The organism is Pedobacter sp. WC2423 (assembly GCF_040822065.1).
Classification (GTDB): Bacteria; Bacteroidota; Bacteroidia; order Sphingobacteriales; family Sphingobacteriaceae; genus Pedobacter.
In genome coordinates this window covers 5,146,814-5,172,251 of sequence record NZ_CP162005.1, presented here as the reverse complement: position 1 = coordinate 5,172,251, position 25,438 = coordinate 5,146,814, and the positions used below count along the sequence as shown (strand labels likewise).

Genomic DNA, 25,438 nt, shown 5'->3' with positions numbered 1-25,438 from the left:
TTAAAAATCTAGACATTATTGTATGAAATTAACGATCTCCCCCTTTAGTATCGCGCGTACGCCGGTATTTCCCCACACAGAAGAACTCTTTAACGTCTGGGATGAACTCAAAGACTATATCCATGAGTCTTCTCCCTCCTTTTTTGAAATGATCAGCGCTTATGAATATTCCGACTTAAAAACGCTCGATCCCAAAATCAGATTTACCATCTGGAAGTATTTCAACCGGGCAAAATTCCGGGCTACACCCTACGGAAATTTCGCTGCTTTTTCGATCATTCCTATTGAAAATGAAAACAGTACCGAACCAGTAACATTGTCAAAAAAACACATGGTACATCGTTTTATCAACTGGCAGGAAAAGGAACACTTCAACACTGATCCGAAATGGTTAATCAATCATGCGCGTTTCCTCACTACCAATACTACCGCCTATATCGGAGGCGGAGAATTACGCTACTTAAATACCGAAAATGGTTCCTTTGAGCTGTCAGCCATTGATGCAGAAGAAACTACCCAGCTTACCTTGGATTTTTGCCGCACCAAACGAACTGTAGAAGAAATACAAGAATTCCTGCGTAATGAGTATAGTCTGAGCAAGGCAATGACCGCCTACTTTTTGGAGCAGCTTGTTACCTTTCAGCTTTTAATCACAAATTTTCAACCGAATATTATCGGCCCTGATTACTATGGACGGATTGGCTATTCACAACCAGAAAAGAAAAATGATTATATTATTTCGGAAAGAAAAAGAATAAAAGGTCAGTTGTCAGAAAGAAGGCTTCAGGTACTGGCAGAACTAACCGACTTCCTCTCTAAACATACAGAGGTTAGTCAAAGTGCTTCGCTGGATGATTTCAGGCATAAATTTGTTAAGAAGTTTGAACACAAAGAAGTTCCGCTCCAGATTGCACTCGATCCTGAAATTGGTATCGGCTACCGGTCTATGAATCTCAACAAAGACGAAGGCCTGCTAATTCAGGACTTGAAAAAGAACAGGGCATACAAACAAATCCACCGGATAGCCTACACCCCTTTACATCAATTTATCCTGAATCAAATGATACAACACCAAACTATCCAGTTGTATGATTTTAAGGAGCAAGGAACAAACGCAAAACGGTCTGTCGCCAATACAATCAGCGTATTGCTACAATGCACAGAAGATTTCATCATCATAGAGAATATTGGCGGATCTACAGCAAATTCACTTCTAGGAAGATTCTCTTTAGCGAGTGAAGAAGTTACTGCAATAGGCCACCGGTTTGTTCAGATTGAGCAGGAAGCTAACCCCGGTATCTTATTCTTTGATATTGGCTATCAGCTGGAAAAACATGCAGACAATATCAACCGGAGAAAAGCCATTTATAATTATGAGTTACCCATTTTAAGCTGGCCTGAAAGCAAGCATATTTTAGCCCTCAATGATATTATGGTTAGCGTGCAGGGTGAGGAATTGATACTTCATTCTGCAAAATATGGTAAAAGACTCATTCCAAAATTAGCCTCCGCCTATAATTATGCACGTTCAGATCTCGCAGTTTACCGGTTCCTTTCTGATTTACAACACCAGGGCCTGCATTCCGGTTTAGGCATCAATCTTTCTCATATTTTCCCCGGCCTGGTAAATTATCCAAGAGTACAGTACAAAAATGTAATTCTCTGTCCGGAAAAGTGGCTGGTTCCTAAATCCATCTGTCAGGAAGCGAGCAGAGATCAGTTGTTAAATGAATTATACCATTGGCTGGATAAAATCAATTTTCAAAGACCCTTCAAAAGCGGAGATGGAGATCAAACCTTAGTTTTCAATCCCGAAATACAAGAAGATATGTACTCATTTGCAATGTTCTGCAAAAATAAAACGGACTTATATATTGAAGAAGCTTTTATCCCCGCCCTACCCCGGGTAACCGATGAAAATGGTGCGCCTTATTTACCGGAATTCATTATCAACCTGGAGCATACAGAGCGCCTGTATCCACCTTACCCTTTCAGAGGCACGTGGAACAACACGCAGTATTTTTCAAACTTATATTTACCGGGAGAAGAATGGCTTTATTTTGAAATCTACTGTCATTCTTCTAAATCGAATGCCATCCTGCTTGAAATTAATAAGTATTTTATTCATCCTTCGGGAAAGAAAATAAAAAAGTGGTTCTTTATCCGCTATAATGACCCTGCTGATCATATCCGATTAAGACTTCAATTAAAAGAGATCAAAGATGGGTATGAGCTTATAGCTGCGCTCTCCAAAATTGTAGCACCTTATATCACCTCGGGAGTTGTAGCAGATCTGCAACTTAAAACTTACCGGCAGGAAACCGAAAGATATGGCCTGGAAAGGATGGATCTGGTAGAAAAATGTTTTGGAGCAAACAGTGACTACGTATTGTCGATCATTGCCAAACCGGTAGCAACTAATGATCTCTATATTCTATCTATCCGCTTGATCGAAAATGTAATGTACAATGCACGGTATACGCTCGCGGAACAATTACAATTTGCAGAAAGAATGTATACCAGTTTTGCCGCAGAATTTAATGTCCAGTCTGATGCAACAAAAAAAATCAACCAGAGTTATAAAGATTTTGACATGGACGGACTGACTATAGTGCTGACTAAATTACAACAGAAAAAGGCAGCGCAAACAGTGAATACATTTTTAAACAGTTTATCAGCCTGCGCGGAAACTGAGAAAAATAATATGCTTTCAGACTTGTTCCATATGCATGCCAACAGGATCTTTCACCATGACCAGCGCATGCATGAAATGATCCTGTATAATTTCCTTACTAAACGGATTAAGATGAAAATCGGGAGGCTACAGAACAAAAGTTTGCCTCAGCACATTTAATTCGCAGTATTTACGGTAGACGACTCAAAAGCAATAAGTTCCGTTGAAAAATAATTTAAAAAACAAGCTATGCATTAAACAAATTTACTATTTTTACGTATGTGGTAACATGAGTATTTTCTCTATAAAAATTCAAAATGAAGTTCTATTAATAGATAATCTATGAAACCTTCGGTTAAAAATTATTATAACGCTCCTTCAGTATTGGTCAAAAGCCTCGAAGCGATCGAAAGCTTTCAATCCGCCCACAAGGTTTTTCTTAAAAAAAATACGGATGACTCCAGAAAATCAATGGCACAATCACTGCAAACTGTCAAGGAATTGCAAGATGAATTGTCTGCTCCCGATGAATCTGCTGATGACATCAGGGTAGCTTTTTTAAAACAGGTTATGGCCCTTGAACAAAATATTGATGTTATTCATAAAGATGGACTATACCCTGACTTATACAGAGACAGTGAGTCCTCTTTCAGGCTCCTCAAAGATATTCTGGATAGTTTCAAAATATCATTATTATCAAAAGGGGAATCTTATCCATTTGTAGAACTCTCCACCAGCAATAATGAATGGAAAGATCATGGTGTAGTTGCTTTTTGCAGGGATGTGAAGAATAACCTCAATCCGATAAAGTTCAAAAGCTTATGGGATGCCCTGCAATGCTATGAGAAAAATAAAACGCAGCTTACTTATACTTTTGAGATCCTATCTATCACAGGAAATCTGGGTAAACAATCTTAAAATAATCTCACCAGGATATTCCATAAGAATATCCTGGTTTATTTCACCTGCCTGCCTGCTATAACTTTCTTTAGATCCACACCCTTACCCAATACGGGTTTAAATATGTCGCCGGTTTCCTTAACCCTTGATAGGGCATTGTAAATTGTAAAATCTTTCATTTCCAATCCCTTTTTCACTTCTTCCCAATGTAACGGCATAGAAACAGTAGCACCAGGTTTTGGTCGCAGCGAATATGGAGCAGCAATGGTGGCCTGCGGACGGTTCTGCAAATAATCCAGGTACATTTTCCCCTTCCGTTTAGAAACAGCACGCTCCAGACTTGTATATGCAGGTATTTCGCGGTTAACCAGCGTTACAATGATCCTCGCAAACTCCTTGCTCTGTTCGTAAGTATATTTGTTCCCTAACGGAATATAGATATGTAATCCGGTAGAGCCGCTGGTTTTACAATAACAAGGTACACCCATATCATCCAGTATAGTTTTAGTCACCTGTGCCGCTTCGATTACCTGCTGAAAAGAATTTTTGTCCGGGTCAAGATCAATGATACACCAGGTCGGATAATCAGGTTTTTTAATGGTACTGCTCCAGGGATGAACCTCAATACAGCCAAGCCCGGCCGTATACAATAAGGTTGCTTTATCATCCCCTAACATAAAATGCTTATCCGAATCATCTCCTTCAGCATGGTAAAGATAAGTTTTGATCCAGTCAGGGACCTTTCCAGTCACATCTTTCTGGTAGAAACTCTGCGCTGTAATTCCATTCGGATACCGGTTTAAAGACAGAGGCCGGTCTTTCATATACGGCAATATAAATGAAGCCATCTGCTCATAATAATTGATCAGCTGACGTTTAGTTATTTTTTCAACAGGCCAGTATAACTTATTCAGGTTGGTAAATTCCAGCGCATGTCCGTTTACCTTTTTCACCTGAGTTTCTTCTCTAGGATTCAGCAATTCTTTCATTCTTTTTAGCTGAGTTAAGTTCTCATCAGTCCCTGTCAAAAGAGTGGAGGTATCTGCTTCTTTTTCAAGAACAACTTCTTTAGCGTCTTTATCTTCCCGCATTCCCGCAAAGGATGGGTGCCGCATTAAACCATCTGCGGTCATTTCTGCAAAATTGACTTCACAGATCAGTTCTGGCTTTAGCCAGAAGGCCTTCGCCTTACCCAGACCAGATCTGAACGGATTAGCTTTATTGTAATCTGGTTTCACAGTAAAAGCTGGCTTAGGTATAAGTAATGGCTCAAAACGGGTCAACAATTGCTGCTGCATCTCCACACTAAACCCAGTCCCAATTTTTCCGGTATAAATAAATTTCCCCTCTTCAAACACACCAACCAGCAAGGAACTAAAGGGCTTACTGGTATCCGCATTCTTCGTATATCCACCAATCACAACTTCCTGGCGTTTAGCTGCTTTAATTTTGAGCCAGTCACTGGTGCGTTCACCAGTAACATACAAACTATCTTTTCTTTTAGCAACGATCCCTTCCAGCCCGGCTTTTTTTGCAGCTGCCAGAAATTCTATGCCTGAAGTTTCAAAATCTTTACTGAGCCTTACCGGGGAATTTTCCGGGATCAGCTGGCTGAGTATGGCCTTTCTTTGTGTTAAAGGTAAAATAGTAAGGTCATACCCATCATACCACAAAATATCAAAAACATAGTATAGCAGCTCGCCATCCTGGTCACTATGCCAGTTCTGCAAAGCTCCGAAACTGGCAGTTCCCTTTTGATCAACGACAACCACCTCGCCGTCTACAATAGCATCAATATTCCATTCTTCCAGTGCCCTATAAACCGGATAAAATTTCTCCTGAAAAGATTTGTTGTTCCGGGACTGGAATGTTACTGTCCCTTTATTCATAAAGGCAAGAGCCCGGTAACCGTCCCATTTAACTTCATATAACCATCCTTCTTCATCAAATGGCTTGTTTACCAGCGTCGCCAGCATAGGTTTTACCTGATCGTAAAAAGGAGTTTTTACTGTTTTGAGCTGCCTGGGTTTAACAGGTTCAGACTGTTTAGGCTTAATCGTTTTTTTTCCATAAACCTGAACTGGTTTCTTTTCCATTTGTTCAATAGTCTTTTTGGAAATCACCGATTTGTCCTTCAGCAAGATGTCATCGCTTTTGGCATATTTATCTTTATGCTTGATTAAAAGCCAGCTATTTTCGCCCATTCCACGAGTTTTGACGAGTGCAAAAGATCCTTTCAGCTTTTTACCATGCAAAATGAAACTGATTTTACCACTATGGAGCTGATGTCTGAGGTTTCTATCCTGATCTTCTATAGTTCCGCTAACGGGCTCTTCTGGCTCATAAGTTCCCTCATCCCATACAATAACTGTACCTCCACCGTATTCTCCTTTAGGAATAATACCCTCAAAATCTTTATAATCATATGGGTGATCTTCGACCATCATCGCCAGTCGTTTAACCTCAGGATCAGTGGAAGGCCCTTTGGGAACAGCCCAGCTTTTCAATACCCCATCCATCTCCAATCTGAAATCATAATGAAGATGTGAAGCATGATGTTTTTGAATCACAAAGCGCAATTCTTTTCCACTTCCTTTACCACCTTTGGGTTCGGGTGTCTGCTTAAATGACCGTTTCTTTTTATAGGCTGTTAAACTCATCGCTGAAATTTTAAATGATGACCGGATTCCGGATGATAACAATAAGAAAGATTCAAAGTTTTCAGGAAGAGAAAACAAAAGAAATGGCGCTTTGTTAAATTAATAATTAAAGCATTTAGGATGAGATCACTTTGGAATGGAGCTATTGGATTTGGATTGGTAAATATCCCGGTTAAACTTTTCTCTGCTGTACAGCAGAGTCATCTGGATTTAGATATGCTGGATAGTAAAGATCACTCCAGGATCAAATTTCAGCGGATCAATGAGAAGACAAGAAAAGAAGTCCCTTTTGATAAAATTGTAAAAGGATATCTGCTGAATGATAATTATGTAGTACTCGATGAACAGGATTTTGAAGATGCAGCCCCGGATAAAAGCAAAATGATCTCCCTGGAGAATTTTGTGGATTTACAGGAAATCAATCCGATTTATTATGAGACTTCTTATTATGCCCAACCAGAGAAACAGGGAAAAAAAGCTTATGCTTTATTACTAAAGGCTTTAGTGAAATCTAAAAAAGCTGGTGTAGCCAGGTTTGTATTGAGGAATACAGAGAATTTATGCATTATTCACCCTTTAAACGATATTTTGGTGATCACAAAAATCAGGTTTGCGGAAGAAATAAGATCTGGTGAAGAACTTAAAATCCCCGAAACTGATACGATTACCAAAAAGGAACTCGAGGTAGGTATGGCACTGATTAAACAGTATAGTTCAGCATTTGATATAAAGGGTTTCAAAGATGAATACAGTAAAGAACTTTTGAAAATTATCAAGGCGAAAGCCAAAGGCAAAAGGGCTACTGTAAAAAAATTGAAACCCCGGGAAGAAGAGACGAATGATGATCTGTACAGCCAGCTCATGCAAAGCCTGGAAGGCAGAAAAGGAGCTTAGCAAGTAGCTGACTTTTTTCTGTAGATGGTTGGGCTCATGCCGGTTTTCTGCTTGAATAATTTGGAGAAATAAAAACAAGAGTCGAATTTCAGATCATAGGCAATTTCTTTGATGGATAAACTTTGATTTTCCAGCAGGTTTTTAGCTTTTTCTATCTTTACCTGAATAAAATATTGTCCAGGTGATAAACCGGTATAATTTTTAAAGAGCTTACGGAATAAAGAGTAACCTATTTTCAGTTGCTCCGCAGCCATTTTAGGGGAAAAGTCTTTGGAGATATTAGAGTTGAACAAATCCCTCGCCTGGTTCATGATCAGATCTTTCTGTTCACTCTCCTGACTTTTCTGTTTCACCATATAATAAAGTATGCCCAGCAGATGTAAAGCTACACCCGACATCATGGGTTGGTCTTCTTTATTTTTACCCCTGGTTTTATCAATAATCAAATTAAAAAGATCGACCACCTTTTCATTCACCCCGATGTTGATACACGGATTCTCCCGGTTAAAAAACTTGTGGTGTACATGGTTATCAATAATACTGCCCCTGATCCCAATCCAGTATTCATCCCATCCAATATCCGGATCAGGTATATACCGGTGCTTCTCGCCGGGGAACAAAATTATTATGGTGCCGGCGGTTACCTTTTGTTTATGGCTGTCCGATTCAAAATACCCTTCACCACGGGTAATGTATAAAATCTGGTACTCATCGAGTATGCGACCTGATTTCCAGGTAAAATAATGGTGTGATGGATAATATTCCTGTGGATATTGAGCATGGGCTGCAACACTGGTATAGCCAACGTATAAAACATACAGGCCCCAGTTAGCATCCTCCTCACTCACACACAAATATTTGTAATATTCGTTTTTCATGCGGCTTTGAGATTCAGCACGTACCTGATGAAGGTGACGGACTAGGTTAATATTAGAATTTTTATTAAAAATATTAAATAAAACAAAAATGAATACGCTGTCATTTTTACTAATCAATAGATTTTTTGTGCAAAATCGAATTAAATGTGCTAACTCTTATAAAGATATTATAAGTTTTTAGCAGGATAAAGCCTGATTACAGTCTGGCTTATCATTTTAGCACTACTGCTTACCATTTTAAGCTAAGATCACATAACTAATTTCAAAATAAATTACAAACACCTCTTTAATTATAAATTTCAACTGAAAAAGAATATAAATCACACCAAATATCTCTTTAAAGAAAGAGTTATACCGGTTATAAAATCAAAAAGTACATAGTAAATATCAAATCATCTATTTAACAGCACCATTAGATAAATAAATTTGGATAAAAGCTAGTTAACTGAATAGCGGTTGAACAATTATAACCTATCTATACAAATATCATCTATGGAAAATTTACTGATTACTGGCCTTACCGGCATACTTGGCCGTCATGTACTTTATGAATTATTAGCCGAATATGCCAGCGGAATAAAAAAAGGCAGGTTATTTCTCGTTGTCAGGTCTGGTGCCAAAGAGAGTGCAAGCCAAAGGATCAGTTCTTTATTATCAAATCCGTTCAAACCTGCCTATCTGGATGTTTATGCTGTAGAACAGTTATTATCATTTATTGAGATTATTGATTCTGATTTAAGAGACCTGAAGAAAAGCCAGTTCCTGAAGTCAAAATCAGGCGACTATCTGCATGTGATCCATATTGCAGCAATCACTAACTTGAACACAGCCGATTCAGCTTTACAGGACGTTCACGATTTCAACTATTCCACCACACTGGAGTTAATGGAACAACTGAAAAATATCCCGCATAAATTCATCTTTATCAGTTCTGCATTTTCATGTGGTATACAAACTGGATTAATTGATAGTGATTACCGTCGTTTTGGACAAAGCGGAGAATTATTACCATTCAGCAGTCTGTCTGCTTACCGGAATCATTATGAGTTTTACAAAGCAATGGCTGAGCACCAGGTTATTCAGCATTGCGAAGGGAATCAAATCGCCTGGCAGATTCTGCGTCCTTCGGTAATTTGCGGCAGATTGTTAGCTGCCCCTTTATACTACCTGCCTCTGTTCAATGTCTTTTATGAACTTGGCAGAATTGTCAACAAGGGCTTACAACGCTATAAAGAGCATGATATAAAAAAAATCCGGATCGCGGGCGATCATAAAAGCACTTTGAATATCGTTCCGGTTGATTATGTAGCCAAAGCGATTTTAGCCGTATTTCGCCGGGATGATGTTAAACAGCTCAGCATTGTTAATTCAGCACCTCTGAGCAATGCCTACCTGATTAAACATTCGATCCACAGACTGGGCCTTGAATGTAAGCTTGTGGATTCAACTCCTGAAAACATGAACCTGCTGGAAGAATTGTATTATAAAAGTGCCGGAAAATGGTTATCACGTTATCTGAATACCACCTCCTATAACTTTGATGCCGCTCCGCTGCGAAAACTCATTCCACATATTCCTGAACCGGATATTCAAAATACTTTTGAAGAATTGTATGAGTATGCTTTACAGCACAATTTCGAAAATCCTGAACTTTCACTAAGCACTTCTTCGCTGTGATTAATTTCTACAACGTTATCCATACCATGCTCACCAGACCTGGGATCCGGGAGCTAATCATCCCTGCCGACCCGCAGGAGCTGCCAATTACCAACCAGGAGCTATTGCAAAATATCTCCGGTTACCGGTATTTACTACAGCAGCACGTGGTGCCCGGAGATTCCGTTTTACTGGCTATCCCTGTAAGCCCGGTTTCTATCAGCGCATTGCTGGCGATACAAAGTACAGGCGCAATTCCAGTGCTGCCCCCTGCCATCTCAGACCTGCCTGCCCTGTTTAAACTGCTGAAATCGCAAAAGATCAATGTGATTATTGCTGAGGAACAAATGCACCAGCAATTGGGAGCCGAATTAGCATCAGCGGGTATTCATTGCTTGTTTCTGAAGCAGGAAACCAGCAGAGAAACTGACTGGGAGGCTGTTTTAGTAAATCCTGATCAGCCTGCACTGGTTACTTTTAGTTCAGGAACAACGGGAGAACCAAAAAGTGTACTCAGAAGTCACCGTGTAATTACAGCGCAACACCAGATCCTTAAAAAAGTATTTCCACCACAAACAGACCTGCGTGATTTCTCTATATTCCCTAATGTGATCCTGCATAACATTGCAGCAGGAATTACTACGGTTGTTCCCGGTATTCCTGGATTTCAGATGAGCCAGTTGAAAGCCGAAAACATCATTCTGCAACTTTCTGCCCAGCAAATTGGCACATTAACGGGCAATGTGTTTTATTTCAGGACCATCCTCGCTTATTTAAAAGCACATCCGCAATCCTTCCCTAAAGTGAGGCAAATTGGAATCGGAGGCTCTCCTGTACCTGAAGATCTTCTGCCAGAACTCCGTCTTTATTTTCCTGAATCAGCATTTCATATTATTTATGGTTCCTCTGAGGCAGAGCCTATCGCAGTAAGAAAAATAAACGGAACAGCTAAAAACCCAACAAATGGCTACTGTGTAGGAAAGCCGGTAGAAACACTGGAACTCAGGATCAATGAAGCTGTAACAATACATACTGCTGGCGGAACATTTAATTCGGGCGAAATAGAAGTCAGGGGTGCACATGTAGCCACTTCACATCAGGACGGCTGGCTCAGAACAGGTGATATTGGTTATTTGTCAGCAGATAAAGAACTTTACCTCACAGCCAGAATAGGAAATGAAAAAGCACATCTGGGCATACAGCATTACCAGATTGAACATTTACTAATACTGCATCACCAGGTTGCCCAGGTTGCCGCAATAGCTGCTGAGGATGGTTTTGATATTTTTATCCAGGGTACTCTAAAGCACCATGAAGCTGAACGGATTTTAGCCAAAAACTTCCCTGCCGGGTTAATTAACAGTGTACAGTTTCAAACCGAAATTCAGGTTGACAACAGACATCATTCTAAAATTTTATACCACAAAATAAATGAACTCAGAGTTTTATAACCTGGACCTTGACCACATCCGTTATTCGCTGGTGTGGGAAGATAGTCAAACACTTTACAGATCGCTTAAGATCAGTACAAATGATCATTTACTGGTCATTACTTCTGCAGGTTGTAATGCTTTAAATATTTTGCTTAAGCATCCGGCAAGCGTCACTGCAACCGATTTAAATCCTGTTCAGAACAAGATGCTGCTACTCAAAAAGCAGGTTATCCTGAACTTCGATTACGCGCTTTACCATGATTTACTTGGACTAGCCGGAGCAGTAGCTGTAAACGAAGCTAAACAACGGATTTTACCCACTTTAACGGCAGCAGATCAGGCTTTCTGGACAACTTTTCTGGAAGAAAATCCCGGAGGGCTGCTACTCTCAGGAAAGCTGGAAAAATTTATGATGGCATTTCATCAGTCGCTCGGCCAGGAGCAGCAAGAATTGATTCATCAGCTCATCACTTTTGATACGATTGATGCACAATACAAATTCTTCCTGGAAAAACTGGATAACAGCAGTTTCAAGCAAACATTTATCGCTTATTTCAGTAATGAAAACCTGAGCAGCGGCAGAGATCCTAAATTATTAAAACACGTAGATGAATCGGGTGGAATCGTCTTTTATAAGCGCCTTCTTTTACAAGTCAGTTCAAGCTTATTAAAAGAGAACTTCTATTTCCGTTTTATCTTTTTTGGGCTGCAGAACCTTCCGCACCATGTATTACCTCCATGTTACAGACGGGAAAACTACAGTATCCTGAGAAAAAACATGGACAGGTTACAGGTTATCCAGGGAGAAGCAGTGGAATACCTTTTATCAGTGCCTGGTTTAAAAATCACAAAAGCCAGTCTCTCTAATATTTTCGAATACATCAGTCATGAAGAATTTCAGAAAGTCTGTTTAGCACTGGCAAAACATCCGGAGCGCGATTTACAACTGATTTTCTGGAATTTACTGAATATCCAGGGAGAGAACTTCCTTCCATCAGTAAACCGGATCAAATTGAAAAGTCAAAGTCTGTCACAGGAAAGCTGTTTCTATTTCAAGAATAAAGTACAAATACAGTTTGTCCCGGTCCCGTCATTACATCTAACCTAAAGACCATGAAAACCACCGATTATCTTAATACTACCTTTGTTCAGCAAATCATGCAAGACCAGTTCCCTGATCAGACTATTGCTGTTCAGGGCATTACCTTGCTGGACGTAGATAATTCAGCGAGTATACTGGTAACCCTCACGGCTACCCAAACAGAAAGCTGTATTGGCCATTTTGGCCTGGAAGTTAATTACACTATAAACGGATTGCCACAAAACAAGAGAATGGTGATGAAGATCAAACCTCATGGCCAGGAAATCGTAAACATGCTGAATATGCTTTCGCAGTTATGCGGAGACGAGCTCAATAGTGTTTACGAACAGTTTAAGTATTTAACAGGCTTTTATTATACCCACTTAAAAGAGCAGGAAATTTATAAAAAGCTGCATCCATTATTCACTCCGGTCATTTACGGTCTGTATACTAATCAACAGGAGAATATTTACGTCATCTTAATGGAATACCTGGATGATGTTGACCTGCTGAATACAGTGATGGCTCCTGAAAAATGGAGTGATCAGCATATCAAAGCCGCATTAAAACAAATGGCAGCCTGGCATAGCAAAATGCTGAATAAAGTGGGAGATGTAGACCTGAGTATATGGAAAGATGCTCCTTGTTTACAACAAATGACAGAGCTGCTTCCTTTATGGAATGCTTTATTAAACAATGCTGCTGATAAGTTCCCGGAACTTTACGATCCTTTAAGGGTAAAAACAATGCGTACCGCTATACAGGAAATCCCGAACTACTGGCAACAGCTGGAAAAACTACCGAAAACACTGGTGCATAACGATTTTAACCCAAGAAATAGTTGTTTTAAAACTCAAAACGGTGAAATAGAATTCTGTTTATATGACTGGGAACTCGCAACCTTTCATATCCCGCAATATGATCTGGCAGAATTCTTATGTTTCATTCTGGATCAGGACAGGTATGACCAACGTTATACCTATACTGAATATTACAGGGAAGAGCTGGCCAGGCTAACGGGAAAATATAATTCAGCTCCCTCTTTTCATCAGGAGCTGTATATGGCGACTTTAGATTTTGGTATCCACCGCATGGGTTTATATATGATGGCGCACAGTGTAAGCCCTTATCCGTTTCTGCCCCGTGTAGTGAATAGCTTTTTCAATGCAATCTCAGGACATAGCCTTAACTAATCAATTCTTTTTCATACAGGATATATTTTACTGATTCATACGGTGTATGATCAGTAAAATGTACTGAATAATTGTCTGAGCGCATCAGGCAGAAAATAGCATCTTCATAATATTGGTTGGCGGCCCTGATGTAATGTGTACAGATATAATTCATTAATCCGCGTCTTCTGAAATCAGGGTGCACACCAACTGTCTTTCCCAATAGCCTTCTCTTTTTCAGCAGTGGATAGTCCCTGTTAAAATCATATCCGTCTGCGGTTGCGGGTAAGGACTGATAATCCGGATAACTGATACTCATTGCAGCGAGCCTGCCACTCTGCGGATCTATCAATATCACCGAGCTGTGAGGGCAGATTTTACGCAAGAATTTAGTACCGTACAGCAAGCGGAATTGTTCAAAAGAAATCGCTCTGTAAAAAGGGTTTTGATTAAAGACAATTTCAATGAGCTCAAACAACTCTTTTTCATATTGCATCCAGCTCTGCTCATTTAAAGCAATGACTTCGAAAGGAATTTTGCTTTGCTCATCCATTAAGGCAGCATAATCAGCATAAAGTACCGGAAGTGTATTTTGAGTAATATACCGGCTCTCAAAGGTCAGCTTTTCTTTAAAATTTACCTGCGCTAAAAGAGCGGAATAATAAACCGGGTTAACTGGCTCACTATCAAAGCTGTTCCAGCTTGGTAAATTGCCTGTCCGGATACGGTACCGGTTATAAGTGTTAAAGTTAATTGGCCCGGTTATACTGGCCAGCTTCCTTGCACTGGCATCGCTTTCCAGCAGCCCGAATGCTTCGATATGAAGTGCCAGCTCATCAGCAGATTCCCAGAACCCAAAATAAGCAGCACCTTCGTTGTGCGGGAATATGCCTACCAGCCTGATATACTGATGGTCTGTATAGATAATAATCTCGTTTTTTTCCGCTTCTAATTTGAACAGGGCAGCAATCATTGCCTTGTCTTCTGTTAGTTTGATAGTTAATTGATCATAAATCTTTACTGGTATCGTGAAAAAGCTATCAGGAATTGGGCCCTTGTAGACTATACGTTCGACTAAGCCCATTTTACAGTAATTTAATTTCTCCGGTTGAACCATCCATACTGATTTGTTGTCCGCTGCTTAATTTTTTGGTCAGCCCCGGAATATTGATAATCGCCGGGATTCCAAATTCTCTGAGCAGAATAACGGAGTGGGATAATGCAGATCCCTTTTCAATCAGCACGCCTTTACAAGTCGGGAAAAGTGCCACCCAGCCAGGATCTGTACGCAAAGCACAAACAATCTTACCACTCACATTCAAATCACTATCCGGCCCTTCTATGACAATGATTTCTGCAGTAAGCTGACCTGGAACGCAGCCTGTACCCTGTAAAACGGAAGGATCTTCATCTGCCAGTTCTGGTTTAGTACTACGCAGAGGCGGGATCGTTACCTGAGCGGCAACTTCTTCTTTTTTATAGTGTTCAAATGTGGCTATCCGCTCTGCTATCACACCAGCAATTTCAAATCCTGGTTTATCCAGTAATAGTATTTCAATCTCATCCTGGGTCAGATAAAAGATATTACGTGCTTCTGTCAATACTTTTTTATTCTTAAGTAATTCACCTGCAGCCAGGTATAAAGTACGGTACATCCCGAACAGCCTTGTCCTTTCTAAACGCAAGGCTTCACGATATTGAATTGACTTTTGTAATTTACCCAGACTTTTGTAAACTGTCTTTTTAAAAAATACAGCATGATCTTTTAGTTTTTCTTCCAGATCCTTGACTGCCGATTCATGTAAATGAGACAAAGCTGAAGTCTGAAAGGAGTTAGCTGTAGTGAGGTAATTGCGCAGGTAACTGTAAAAGATTTTAGGTGACAAACGCATGGTAATCGTTTCCAGTTTTAACTCTCCCACGGTACGGTCACCATAAACATGGATAAAACCTTCCACCTCTTTGTAAAATGCAGGAAACTGAGCTTTAATTTGCGTGTGGACATCATCCGGCAAAAGAATAATCAGCGCTTTCAGTGCCTCCTGCTCTATCGCTTTCAAAGAAATTTTTTGCATCAATATGGCTGGCTGGGCACTTTCAATTTCCTGATTGCCTGCTAAATATCTGCTTAGAAATTCATCGGTATCCAGAATACCAGCTTTAAGTAATTTACGCCTTACTTTCCCGTTCATCATCATCACATACAGATCATTGATAATCGGGGTAGTCCACTTGCCCATCAGCTCTTTATCCAGCAGATATTTTTGTTCCAGCAATTGTAAAGGATCAGCAAATGCATTCTGCAATTTATAAAACCGCTCATAATGTTTGGTAATATGGCTATGAAATTCAGCCACACTTTTCTCCAGTTTTCTAAATGCAGAAAACAACCTTAATAAATTAAAAAAGGTTGGAAAGATCATGCTGAGCTTTTCAGTGAAAGACTTCTCTGTATCGGTGATAAAGTCAACAGGCTCTTCCAGGCCCATCATCCGCTCCATATCCTCTTTATTTTGTTTAAAAGAAGGAAATAGCTGCAAACAACGGTACCAGTTATTGATATTGTAATAAATTCTGCCCTGAACCAGTCCAAGCAGGTTGTTGACAACAGGGGTATAGGTGGTAATGACCTGCTCAGGAATAGCCAGCAGAATAATCGTCTGGAAATAAACCGTTGCATAAGCATGCCGGGCAAAGCTGAAAGTTAAAGGTGTAGTTACCCCACAATAGCTTTCCTGGATATTTGAGTTGTCATAGACAATCACATCTGGTATTTTCTGGGTAATATGACGGGATTGAACGAAGTAGAGTTTATTCCTGGAGATCACGTATTCTATATCCTGCGGATGGCCGTTTCTTTTTTCCAGACGGGTTGAAATCGTAAATATTTCACGCAGTTGTTCTTCGGTCAGGCTGTGTATTTGTTGCTTATCCTCTTCCACATCCAGCAGCTGAATACCCTTTTCTTCATACATTTGATAGTGCTTATCTTTCAGTGCTATCTTTTGATGAACTACTGTCCCGTCTTTTTTGGAAAGATAAAATTCATCAGGGTCGAGTTCTCCGTTAACCAGGCCTTCTCCCAACCCCCATACCGCATGGACAGCCATTTCCTGTGGATACTGGGGATAGGTTGAAAAAACTACCCCACTGACCTCTGCATTGATCTGCTGCTGCAAGATTACAGCTGGTCTTGCTACAGTTGATAATTGTTTGTATTGCCTGTAAGCTACAGCTTCAGCAGAATACGCACTGGCGGCGCATTTTCCTACAGCTTCAATGATATCTTCATAATTTCTTAAGTTCATATAAGAGCTCATGATACCAGCAAACGCATCATGTGTTCCATCTTCATCGGCAATTGAAGAACGGACAATTACGCTTCGGTTCGGAAAATCCCATCCGGATAAAATCTGACGTAATTTTTCTTCCTCAGCTTTGCTGAATCTAAAACGCAGCAGCTGATCTGATATGGATACTGTGGTGGCATCCTTTGCTTTAACAATTGTATCAAAGTTCTCTGCAGGGAGTACTAAAAAATCGGGTACAGTAACCTGAGCTTCCAATAATTTCAGCAATCCTTTTGCCTTACCTCCGATCGTATATCCGGGCACATTTTTAACAGGGTAGATGATCATGATTTGAGATGTATTTCAATGATTACAGAGATATAACTGATCACCATAAATAAAGAGACCAGTAGTTCAGCCAGACGAAGTTGCTTTTCGTCCGGCCGTTTAACAACTTTAAGGAAGAGGAAGCCTATCGCCACATAGAGTAAGCAAATGGTGATGTAAGTCCATAAATTTGATTGTATAGTGTATAATATACGGCATTGTACCACTACGCCAATCAGTAAAACCAGCAAAACGCAAACTATGGAAGTTACATAACCCAGAGACTTGGAATAAGAATCTACGGTCTCTCTTTCTGCTGCCGGCGAATGGATTTTACGGGCAAGTTCAAAACTAAAGCCACACAGCAAACTTATACCAGCTAATAGATACAATGCCGGATGATGCAGATCAGGATTAAATGCAGACCATACCCAAACCATCACAAATGGCATAATTACCATATGGGTACAGGCATATAACAACAGCCGCCTGCTCAAAAAAGAACCAATGAAAAACTCATAGCGCATGAATAAGCTATAACCTACAGCAACGAACCAGCAGATTAAGGTTAAAGGGCCACTCCAATAGCTCCAGACCAGTTCTGATACCGTGAGTATGGCAGAGAGCAGAAATAACTGGTTTAAAGTGACACGGCCGGATTGCAATACCCTGTCAGGATGATTGAGCTGATCAATCTTATAGTCTTTAACCTCATCGAATACCCGCAGCCTGAAAAAGAAAGAAATAAAAGCGATGATACCCAGACCTATTTTAACACTGAAATTTATGGGCTGAGAAGAAAAATAGGAGGCTATGGAGTATACGTTTATAAATAGAATAGCAAACAATACCATATTTACCGGGGGAAACCTTTGCCTGAAATAAGCAAGTACATTTTTTACTTTCAATTTCTGAATTATTAAGATGAATAATAAGCTATTGATGTAAAGTTAATTTTGGGAGCCGGTCAGAAAATGTAGAAACTGATATTTCAAATGTTGTTTTTGATACCGCTAATAATTTATTTCGTGCGATTTAAACAAATTGAGCATCTATTTTTCAGGAGAATTCATAATAAATGAATCAAATTGATATATTTGCCGAAATGTCCTTGTAGTTCAATGGATAGAATTTTGGTTTCCGGTACCAACGATGGGGGTTCGAATCCCTTCAGGGACACATAAAAAGAATAAAAAGGCTGATCTTGTAATCACATGGTCAGCCTTTTTTGTATCTGGAAGTTTTACTGACTTTACCACGATAAAACTTCAATCTTCCAAATAATTCTTGTAACAAAACCCACGAATGTTACCACTTTGAGCTTAAAACTATCGATTTATCAGCATAAATATCAATTAATTAGCAGATTCACGTAGGGGAAACGGCCGTTGGCGTAATAATGAAATGATAAGTCAGTTGAGAAGCTTAATATTGAATTGTGAATCATCTACCTATGGAACACACACAACAGTAATGTATATATTTTACACTACAAAAAAACCAGCCTGCCGGCTGGTTTTTTGTGTTTACAGGAGAAATGAAATTTTATATTAAAACGCATTGACAATTAACTGGATCGCTCCGTATTTATGCTCCGGGCTAAACATTGCTGTTGCTGCAATTGGCATATGGTGACTGAAAACTACCAGGTCTTTATTTAAGGTAACTCCGGCATTGACAACATTAGGTTTAGAACCATAAAAGTTCTCGTCTCTTCCAAATGCAAATCCACCACCCGCAAAAAGATGGACATTTGTCGTTTCATCTTTCCAGACTCTGTAATCCAGTACCACATAATTGGAATAATTATTAGCCAGATCCCCATTGCTCTTCACATGTGTATCTCTTCCTTGTACAATTGTACTCCAATTTATACTGATTGGGAAAGCGTCTCCAAATTGATATCCGGCAGTTACGTCAATAAAGTGAGACGTAGTAGCCCTTTTATAATCGAACAGGTTAGCGTCAGGGAAATCAGTAACGTTGTTGATATCCCATACCGAGAAGTTAAAACCCTTTTTAACATAACTCACATAATAATCAAATTCCTTGTATTCCCCATTGAAACCTGCACCACCCCAAAAACCAGCAGAGAAACTGCCATCCTTTGTCGTATAATGCATATCCACATCAGTGATCGGACTGTTTGACACCTTAAATCCACGCCACAAGTATAAATTACGTACTTGCAGATTCACGTTAAAGGGTTTATATTTTTTTACTGTGACGGTATCAGTTTTAGGCGTTGTCAGATCCTGAGCCTCTGCAGAAAGGCAAAGGCATAGCCCTAGTATAGCCCCAAGGCTACCTTTATAAATCGTTTTCATAAAATCTGTTTAAGAAGTTCTGTTTTGTTTAACTGCTGATTAGTGAAGCTGTAAATAAAGAAAAGCTGCTATCGCTGCCCCCACAATCGGACCGAGAATAGGAATCCAGGCATAAGTCCAGTCACTAGTGCCCTTCCCTTTAATAGGTACTAAAGCATGAATAATCCGCGGGGCGAAATCACGTGCCGGATTAATGGCATACCCGGTGGTTCCTCCCAGTGAAAGACCGATTACCCAAACCAAAAAGGCAACAGGAACAGCTCCGACAGAGCCTAAACCAACAGGTATTTTAGTTGGCGTAATTTCGGCTCCGGTGATATAGAAAACCGTAAATACCAATACGAATGCACCGATAATTTCACTGGTTATATTGGAGGTATAATTACGGATAGCCGGGCCGGTACAAAAACAGGCCAGCATAGCTGCCGGATCATTGTTCTTGTTAAAATGGTCTTTATACATGACCCAAACCAGGAATGCACCCATTCCCGCTCCTATCAACTGCGCGGCTATATAAGGGAGCACACTTGCCCAGGCAAATTTTCCGGCTATCGCAAGACCGATAGTGACCGCAGGATTTAAATGCGCGCCACTGTAAGGGCCTGCAACCGTTACCCCTACAAAAACTGCCAGTCCCCAGGCAGTGGTAATGACCATCCACCCGCTATTATTTCCTTTAGTATCATTTAATACGACGTTGGCTACTACGCCATCGCCTAAAAGTATAAGTAACATCGTACCTATTAGTTCTGCTATGAATGGTGTCATTCTGGTAAAATTAAGGATGAATAATTAGTTTGAATCTGTATCAGGTAACTCTTCATTCCAGCTTTGTGCGGCATGAATTGCTCTCTTCCAATCCTTAATTCCCTTTTTGATCACCGTTTGATCTCCTGTAGGTACAAACTCTTTTTCAGATTTCCATAACTGCTGAATCTCTTCTACGCTATCCCAGAAACCAACTGCTAATCCTGCTAAATAAGCAGCTCCCAAAGCTGTAGTTTCTACGACATTCGGACGGATCACTTTACAGTTCAGCAAGTCAGATTGAAATTGCATCAGCAGATCGTTCGCCGTTGCCCCGCCATCTACTCTGAGTTCTTTAATCTCCATTCCTGCATCCGCTTCCATTGCTTTTAAAACATCCCTGGTCTGGTATGCTATTGATTCTAATGCAGCAAGTGCAATATGTGCAGAGGTACTGCCTCTGCTCAATCCCACAATTGTACCTCTTGCATCAGGTTTCCAGTATGGCGCGCCTAAACCAGCAAAAGCAGGTACAAAATAAACTCCCTGTGTGTCTTTAACACTCGCAGCCAGATTTTCTACATCAGCAGATTTTTGAATCACACCTAAACCGTCACGAAGCCATTGTACAACCGCTCCTCCGATAAAAATACTTCCTTCAAAGGCATATTGTATTTTACCGTTAATTTTCCACGCTACGGTAGTCAATAAGTTATTTTTGGATTCTATGAATTCATCGCCAATGTTCATCAGCATAAAACAGCCGGTTCCATAAGTGTTTTTAACCATGGCTTTTTCAATACACATCTGTCCGAAAAGCGCAGCGTGCTGATCTCCTGCAATTCCGGCGATCGGTATTTTTGAAGCGAAAATAGTTGTAGTCGTTTCTCCGTAGATTTCACTGGATTGTTTGACTTCAGGAAGCATGCTTTTAGGAATATCCAGCATTTCGAGCAATTCATCATCCCATTGCTGCGTACGGATGTTAAACAACATGGTACGGCTTGCATTGGTAATATCGGTCACATGTACATGACCCCTTGTAAATTTCCAGACCAGCCAGCTATCTACCGTTCCAAATGCCAGTTCTCCTTTATTTGCCCTGTCCCGGGCACCTTCTACGTGATCAAGAATCCATTTTATTTTAGTACCTGAAAAATAAGAGTCAATTACCAATCCCGTTTTAGCGCGGACCATATCAGTTTTACCCTCTTTTTTAAGCTGATCACAGAATTCTGCAGTACGTCTGTCTTGCCATACAATCGCATTGTAAACAGGTTCACCAGTTTCACGGTCCCATACAATGGTCGTTTCACGTTGGTTAGTAATCCCAATTGCTTTAATATTAGAACCATTGATCCCCATTTTCACTGTGGCTTCTGCCGCTACACTGGCCTGGGTAGACCAAATTTCATTCGGGTCATGTTCTACCCATCCTGATTGTGGAAAAATCTGGGTAAATTCCTTCTGTGCCGTTGATTTAATTTGTCCTTTATGATCAAAAATAATCGCACGCGAGCTCGTTGTGCCCTGGTCCAGAGCCAAAATGTAATCTTCCATAACTTTATTGATTTATATTGGTTTAATTGACGCTGAATATTTTCTATTCAGGCGTATAAGGTTCTAATAAATAAGATTGAGCTAGTTTTCTAAAGGTTTTGACCTGCTCGTTTTCCCAGGTTTCATCATATTGAAGTTCTGTCGCTACCAGTTTGGCTACAGCAGGAGCCATATCAATCGCAGCACGTGCATCCAAGAATAACGCTCTCACTCTTCTGGCTAAAATATCCTCTACAGTACGGGCCATTTCATATCTGACACCCCAGATTACTTCGGCTTTAAGATAAGGTAAACGCGCATGCAGTTTTTCTTTCCAGGCTGGATTTTCATTTCCCAAAGCTAATACAGCTGCTTCATCACTTCCATAAACATACAGGTGATCGTTGCGGTTTACATCTGCTTTGCTACCGTGAATAGATAGTTCTTTTGTTTTTGTAGCACGCGCTGGTAATTTACCAACTTCTATCGCTTTATTAATGGTATCCTCACCCATTCTGCGGTAAGTTGTCCATTTACCACCGGTGATCGTGATCAGTCCGGATGTAGTGACAATCAGTTTATGACTTCTTGAAATTTCTTTTGTTTTAGAAGAACCATCTTCAGGCGCAGCCAAAGGACGCAGGCCTGCAAATACGCTCAGCACATCCTTACGGGTTGGTGCTTTAACCAGGTATTTTGCTGCTGTACGCATAATGAATTCAATTTCTTCTGCTAACGCTACTGGTTCCAGGCTATGCTGATCTAATGGAGTATCGGTAGTTCCAACGACAAGTTTATCATGCCATGGCACAACAAATAAAACCCTGCCATCATCCGTTTTAGGAATCATGATGGCATCTTCACCGGGCATAAATGAACGCTCAATTACCAAATGGACACCCTGGCTTGATCTGACCAGTGGTTTTTTACCTGGTTTATCCATTTGTAAAAGGTCATCTACAAATACGCCGGTTGCATTAATGACCGTTTTACCTTTCAGCTGATAAGTAATACCCGATTCTACATCAGTGGCTGCAACGCCAGCTACTTTATCCTGCGTGTCTTTAATTAAACTTGTTACCCGGATATAATTTAAAACCGTAGCCCCTTGTTCCAGACTGGTCTGTGCAAGGTTAACGGCCAGGCGGGAATCATCAAACTGCCCGTCATGGTAAACTACTCCTCCATATAAATGTTCGGGTTGTATAGTAGAAAGTTTGCTGATGACCTCTTTTTTAGAGATATGTCTGGCACGGCCGAAGCCAAGTTTACCAGCAAGCAAATCATATAATGTCAATCCTATCGTATAAAAAGCACCGCCCCACCATTCATAATTAGGAATAATGAAAGATTCATTTTTCACTAAGTGGGCCGCATTTTTCAACAGCAAACCACGCTCGTATAAGGCTTCTCTAACCAGTCCGATATCGCCCTGCGCTAAATAACGCACGCCTCCATGAACTAGTTTGGTACTCCGGCTGGATGTTCCTTTAGCAAAGTCAGCTTGTTCTAATAATAAGGTTTGATAACCACGGCTGGCTGCATCAAGTGCAGCACCTAACCCTGTTGCTCCACCACCAACTACAATGACATCCCAAATCTTTTCCGGATCAGCAATATTTCCTATGAGTTCTTTTCTATTTGTGTTCATGTGTAACGGCCTCCTTATGATAACTAACGATTTGTTTCGCTTTCTATTTCAAATCTATAAAATAAAACATTTCAAAACAAATTAAAATCAACAAGAACCTTCATTTATTTCAAAAAATACCAAAAACACCATATAAACAATGTTAACCTACAAAAAGGAAAAAATAACAATCTAAAAAACGAAACAAAACGAAACATACATTGAAATATATAAGCTTATAAACTGAAAAAACTTCCGGTTTTTGCTTATTTTTGGTTAACGCAACCTATAAATACCCAAACCGGAATGAAGAGTATTACCGAAAGACATCAGCTAATTTTAAAAAAACTTCAGGAAACAGGTTTTGTCAACGTACAGGAACTCAGCACACAAATGAGAGTTTCTGATGTTACCATCAGAAAAGATCTGAAGCTCCTGGAAGATAAGAAATTACTTTTCCGCACGCATGGAGGAGGCTCCAAAACAAACCCCTATACCAATGATAAACCAGTTGCGGAAAAAGAGCAGATCCATGCGGATAAAAAAAAGCAGATTGCTAAAGCTGCTGCCGATATGATTGGTCACAATGATTCTATCATTATTGCTTCCGGAACTTCCATGTTAGCTTTAGCCAGAGCTATACATCCCGAGAAACACCTTACTGTAGTGACCTCAGCACTCAACGTAGCTCTTGAATTATCTCACCATTTACATGTAGAGGTTTTACAGCTCGGCGGTCAGTTAAGACAAAACTCATCCTCAGTAATGGGTCCTTATGCGGAACAGATTTTAGAAGATGTGTCCTGCAGCATATTATTTTTAGGGGTAGACGGGATTGATATTGAAACCGGGCTGACTACAACCAGCCTGATGGAGGCACGTCTGAATCAGAAGATGATGAATGCTGCGCAGATTACAGTTGTACTGGCAGACAGCTCGAAAATGGGCAAAAGAGGCTTAGGAAAGATCTGTTCTCTGGATCAGATTCAACATGTAATTACGGATGACGGCATATCGCCAGCCCTGGTTAAATTAATGGAGAATAAAGGGATCAGCGTAACCGTTGTCAGGGACTAAATTGCCAGATTAATCCAGTTCAACTTTACAACGTTCCCTGCTCAAAGCATCCATAAAGCTATGGTGTTCATAAGCGGTTTGTTTTAACATGGCCTCATCTTTTTTATAAGTATTCTTCAGCTCTTTCCTGTTCTTCGCCTGAAAGAAACGCCTGATATCTTCCCTGTTTTTCAACAGCAGCGCAGGAACTTGTTTTGGCTTGTTATCTTCACCGATAGCCACCATCGTAAAATAGCTGGTATTGGTATGCTTGATGACATGTGTTTTAAGATTTTCTGAAACGACCCGGATACCGATAATCATAGAACTGCTTCCTACATAATTTACTGAAGCCATCAAAGAAACAATCTCTCCTACTTCTACCGGAGCAAGAAAATCAACCACATCAATAGAAGCCGTAATACAGTATCCATCGGCATGTTTTGCAGCACAAACGTAGGCCACTTTATCCATTAAGCCAAGGATAATCCCTCCGTGTATTTTACCTCCGAAATTTGAGTAAGAAGGAATCATCAGCTCTGTTAAAGTAACCTGGGAGCTTGCAACGGGCTTATATGCTGTCATGCTGTTTTTTTGATTGCAATTTAGCTTTTTTTATAAAACAGACAAACCTGACGGGCATGATTATTGAGCAGAAGGAAAATAAATACTTGTACATGACAAGCACCGAAAATCGCTTTAAATTCGTTCCGTTCCTGGTTAATATACTGATTCCTCTAGCTTTTGGTGCCATAGGCGGGTACATTACGCAAAAGACAATCAAAACATGGTATCCTTTCCTGGAAAAACCAGCGTTCAACCCTCCTGATTGGTTATTTGGCCCGGTATGGTCGTTATTATTTATCCTGATCGGAGTTTCTGCTTACCTGGTCTGGAATAAAAGAGCACAAATCATCCATCTGCCAAGAACGATCGCATTTTACTTTATCCAGCTGATACTGAATTTATGCTGGTCATATTTATTCTTTTACCATCAGCTAATTGGTGCTGCGCTGATTGAGCTGTTCTTCTTGCTTGCCGCGATCCTGGTGAATGGCCTGGTTTTCTACAAAATCGACAAAACCGCAGGCTTACTTTATATCCCTTATTTTTTGTGGGTGAGTTTTGCAACCCTCCTGACTTATAATATTTACGTGTTAAACTAGCGCTTCTA

At 40.2% G+C, this 25,438-nt stretch carries 19 protein-coding genes and 1 tRNA gene; 10 read left to right on the top strand and 10 right to left on the bottom strand.

From position 1 onward, the window contains the following. Positions 1-22 precede the first annotated feature (22 nt). Both AB3G38_RS21610 and AB3G38_RS21605 read left to right on the top strand, forming a co-directional pair. On the top strand, positions 23-2,854 hold the full coding sequence (locus AB3G38_RS21610; protein ID WP_367865780.1) for a thiopeptide-type bacteriocin biosynthesis protein: 2,832 nt from the start codon (positions 23-25) through the stop codon (positions 2,852-2,854). Positions 2,855-3,016: 162 nt separating this feature from the next. Next, entirely contained in the window at positions 3,017-3,592 is a 576-nt protein-coding gene (locus AB3G38_RS21605) for a hypothetical protein (protein WP_367865779.1), read from the top strand. A 38-nt stretch (positions 3,593-3,630) separates the two neighbouring features. Here the strand turns inward: AB3G38_RS21605 and ligD are convergent, their stop codons facing one another. Continuing rightward, positions 3,631-6,234 (bottom strand): DNA ligase D, encoded by a 2,604-nt coding sequence (gene ligD, locus AB3G38_RS21600; RefSeq protein WP_367865778.1) that lies wholly within the window; start codon positions 6,232-6,234, stop codon positions 3,631-3,633. Between the two features lie 120 nt (positions 6,235-6,354). Here ligD and AB3G38_RS21595 point away from each other — a divergent pair, with 120 nt between their 5' ends. Further along, positions 6,355-7,128 (top strand): Ku protein, encoded by a 774-nt coding sequence (locus AB3G38_RS21595; protein ID WP_367865777.1) that lies wholly within the window; start codon positions 6,355-6,357, stop codon positions 7,126-7,128. Here AB3G38_RS21595 and AB3G38_RS21590 read toward each other — a convergent pair. Then, positions 7,125-8,006 carry a helix-turn-helix domain-containing protein gene (locus AB3G38_RS21590; protein ID WP_367865776.1) on the bottom strand — a complete coding sequence of 294 codons (882 nt, stop codon included), beginning with the start codon at positions 8,004-8,006 and terminating at the stop codon, positions 7,125-7,127. The genes AB3G38_RS21595 and AB3G38_RS21590 overlap by 4 nt on opposite strands. 492 nt (positions 8,007-8,498) lie before the next feature. Here AB3G38_RS21590 and AB3G38_RS21585 point away from each other — a divergent pair, with 492 nt between their 5' ends. The 4 genes from AB3G38_RS21585 to AB3G38_RS21570 are packed head-to-tail and all read left to right on the top strand — an operon-like array spanning position 8,499 to position 13,369. Then, positions 8,499-9,683 carry an SDR family oxidoreductase gene (locus tag AB3G38_RS21585; RefSeq protein WP_367865775.1) on the top strand — a complete coding sequence of 395 codons (1,185 nt, stop codon included), beginning with the start codon at positions 8,499-8,501 and terminating at the stop codon, positions 9,681-9,683. Next, on the top strand, positions 9,680-11,113 hold the full coding sequence (locus tag AB3G38_RS21580) for an AMP-binding protein (RefSeq protein WP_367865774.1): 1,434 nt from the start codon (positions 9,680-9,682) through the stop codon (positions 11,111-11,113). The genes AB3G38_RS21585 and AB3G38_RS21580 overlap by 4 nt, the downstream gene beginning before the upstream one ends. Next, positions 11,094-12,203 carry a DUF3419 family protein gene (locus AB3G38_RS21575; protein WP_367865773.1) on the top strand — a complete coding sequence of 370 codons (1,110 nt, stop codon included), beginning with the start codon at positions 11,094-11,096 and terminating at the stop codon, positions 12,201-12,203. The genes AB3G38_RS21580 and AB3G38_RS21575 overlap by 20 nt, the downstream gene beginning before the upstream one ends. Positions 12,204-12,208: 5 nt before the next feature. Then, positions 12,209-13,369 carry an aminoglycoside phosphotransferase family protein gene (locus tag AB3G38_RS21570; RefSeq protein ID WP_367865772.1) on the top strand — a complete coding sequence of 387 codons (1,161 nt, stop codon included), beginning with the start codon at positions 12,209-12,211 and terminating at the stop codon, positions 13,367-13,369. Here AB3G38_RS21570 and AB3G38_RS21565 read toward each other — a convergent pair. Genes AB3G38_RS21565 through AB3G38_RS21555 form a run of 3 tightly spaced genes read right to left on the bottom strand, consistent with a single transcriptional unit; the run spans position 13,362 to position 17,873 of the window. Continuing rightward, the gene (locus AB3G38_RS21565) at positions 13,362-14,432 is read right to left on the bottom strand and encodes a hypothetical protein (RefSeq protein WP_367865771.1); all 1,071 of its coding nucleotides are present in this window, start codon (positions 14,430-14,432) and stop codon (positions 13,362-13,364) included. The two genes, AB3G38_RS21570 and AB3G38_RS21565, sit on opposite strands and share 8 nt — an antisense overlap. Before the next feature lies 1 nt (position 14,433). Beyond that, positions 14,434-16,986, bottom strand: coding sequence for a PEP/pyruvate-binding domain-containing protein (locus AB3G38_RS21560; RefSeq protein ID WP_367865770.1), 2,553 nt, complete (start codon positions 16,984-16,986; stop codon positions 14,434-14,436). After that, a complete protein-coding gene (locus tag AB3G38_RS21555; protein WP_367865769.1) occupies positions 16,983-17,873 on the bottom strand; it encodes a UbiA family prenyltransferase in 891 nt (296 codons plus the stop codon). The genes AB3G38_RS21560 and AB3G38_RS21555 overlap by 4 nt, the downstream gene beginning before the upstream one ends. Before the next feature lie 199 nt (positions 17,874-18,072). Between AB3G38_RS21555 and AB3G38_RS21550 the strand changes: the two genes are divergently transcribed. Next, a tRNA-Arg gene (locus AB3G38_RS21550) sits at positions 18,073-18,144 on the top strand. A 371-nt stretch (positions 18,145-18,515) separates the two neighbouring features. On the opposite strand, the gene AB3G38_RS21545 is transcribed toward AB3G38_RS21550, so the two are convergent. From AB3G38_RS21545 to AB3G38_RS21530, 4 genes are read right to left on the bottom strand one after another with little or no spacing between them, the layout of a single operon-like run. Continuing rightward, positions 18,516-19,292 carry a hypothetical protein gene (locus AB3G38_RS21545; protein WP_367865768.1) on the bottom strand — a complete coding sequence of 259 codons (777 nt, stop codon included), beginning with the start codon at positions 19,290-19,292 and terminating at the stop codon, positions 18,516-18,518. A 39-nt stretch (positions 19,293-19,331) separates the two neighbouring features. Continuing rightward, positions 19,332-20,060, bottom strand: coding sequence for an MIP/aquaporin family protein (locus AB3G38_RS21540; protein ID WP_367865767.1), 729 nt, complete (start codon positions 20,058-20,060; stop codon positions 19,332-19,334). A 24-nt stretch (positions 20,061-20,084) separates the two neighbouring features. Beyond that, entirely contained in the window at positions 20,085-21,599 is a 1,515-nt protein-coding gene (gene glpK, locus AB3G38_RS21535; RefSeq protein WP_367865766.1) for a glycerol kinase GlpK, read from the bottom strand. A gap of 43 nt (positions 21,600-21,642) precedes the next feature. After that, on the bottom strand, positions 21,643-23,229 hold the full coding sequence (locus AB3G38_RS21530; protein WP_367865765.1) for a glycerol-3-phosphate dehydrogenase/oxidase: 1,587 nt from the start codon (positions 23,227-23,229) through the stop codon (positions 21,643-21,645). A gap of 285 nt (positions 23,230-23,514) precedes the next feature. Between AB3G38_RS21530 and AB3G38_RS21525 the strand changes: the two genes are divergently transcribed. Continuing rightward, complete coding sequence (locus AB3G38_RS21525; RefSeq protein WP_367865764.1) at positions 23,515-24,285, top strand: DeoR/GlpR family DNA-binding transcription regulator; 771 nt, start codon at positions 23,515-23,517, stop codon at positions 24,283-24,285. 9 nt (positions 24,286-24,294) lie between these two features. Here the strand turns inward: AB3G38_RS21525 and AB3G38_RS21520 are convergent, their stop codons facing one another. Then, positions 24,295-24,849 (bottom strand): acyl-CoA thioesterase, encoded by a 555-nt coding sequence (locus AB3G38_RS21520; protein ID WP_367865763.1) that lies wholly within the window; start codon positions 24,847-24,849, stop codon positions 24,295-24,297. A gap of 92 nt (positions 24,850-24,941) precedes the next feature. Here AB3G38_RS21520 and AB3G38_RS21515 point away from each other — a divergent pair, with 92 nt between their 5' ends. After that, positions 24,942-25,430 (top strand): TspO/MBR family protein, encoded by a 489-nt coding sequence (locus AB3G38_RS21515; RefSeq protein ID WP_367865762.1) that lies wholly within the window; start codon positions 24,942-24,944, stop codon positions 25,428-25,430. The last annotated feature ends 8 nt before the right edge of the window (positions 25,431-25,438 follow it).